Here is a 1,035-nt window from a genome sequence, read left to right as displayed (position 1 = left end):
CCTGCTGACCCGCGTGCGTTGACCCGCGCGCGCTGACCCGCGCTGGCCGACCCGCGCGTCGGCGCACGCGCACTGGCAGCGGAGCGGGAGGCGTTCGGCCTCAGGCGCCGAGCGCCTCCCGCTCGATCCGCTCGAACTGCGCGCCCATCGCCTCGGCCAGCGCGTTAGCCCCGGACAGCGGGCGCACCATGACGGTCAGCTCGTCGACCAGCCCGTCCTCGCGGACGTGGACGAAGTCGCAGCCATGCACCTGGCGTCCGCCGACGGTCGCCTCGAACACGAAGGCGTGGTCGCGGCCGTCCGGGTCGGAGATCTCCCGGACGTACCGGAAGTCCTCGAACACCCGCAGGACGCCGCGCAGGATCGCCATCGTGATCGGCTTGCCGGAGTAGGGCTTGAACACGACGGGGCTGGTGAACACCACGTCGTCGGCGAGCAGCGCCTCCATGGCGGCCATGTCGTGCTCCTCGGCGGCCTTCCGGAACGGATGCATGACTCACTCCCGCGGGTAGCTGCTGACCAGGTGCCCGCAGGGTAACACACGCACTTATTAAACAAATTGACTAGTCGTGGCCGCAGGCCACGAGCGCTAGCCGAGGCGTTCGAGGACCGGGCCGAGGACGTCCAGGAACGGGCCGTGGACGGTGAACCCGGTGAACCCGAAGCGCTCGTGGGACGCGCGGATCTGCTCGGCGATCTGCTCCTCCGTCCCCACCAGCAGGAACGGGGTGTCGAGGACCTCGTCGAGCGTCAGCGGCGCGAACCTGGACGCCATCTCCGTCAGGACGGCGCGCCGGTCGGGGGTCACCATCACGTGCTGGACCAGCACGTCCAGCTCGACGCCGTCGAAGCGGTCGCCCGCCTCCCGCCGGACGAACTCCACCCGTTCGGCGGCCTGCGCGGCGCTGCCGAGCCGGAATGTCCCGGGCGGGGCTCCCGGCACCTGGTAGGTCCCGGCGAGCGCGACGACGTCGGCGTGCGCGGCGGCCACCCGCAGCACCCGGTCGCCGGTCCCGCCGACCAGCAGCGGCGGCC

2 protein-coding genes are annotated in these 1,035 nt (G+C 72.0%); both read right to left on the bottom strand.

Going from position 1 to position 1,035, the window contains the following annotated elements:
- Positions 1-100 precede the first annotated feature (100 nt).
- Entirely contained in the window at positions 101-493 is a 393-nt protein-coding gene (locus tag AB0J52_RS42105; RefSeq protein ID WP_500188924.1) for a nuclear transport factor 2 family protein, read from the bottom strand.
- 96 nt (positions 494-589) lie between these two features.
- Positions 590-1,035: LLM class oxidoreductase (locus AB0J52_RS42100; RefSeq protein WP_500188922.1), on the bottom strand; the 446-nt coding region annotated here is incomplete at its 5' end.

This window comes from Spirillospora sp. NPDC049652, from assembly GCF_040675125.1.
Lineage (GTDB): Bacteria > Actinomycetota > Actinomycetes > Streptosporangiales > Streptosporangiaceae > Spirillospora.
The sequence above is the reverse complement of the archived record's forward strand: the minus strand, read 5'-3'. Positions and strand labels throughout refer to the sequence as shown.

Excerpts from the sequence above, each read along its gene's own strand:
- AB0J52_RS42105 (WP_500188924.1), bottom strand. The coding sequence starts at position 493 with ATGCATCCGTTCCGGAAGGCCGCCGAGGAGCACGACATGGCCGCCATG.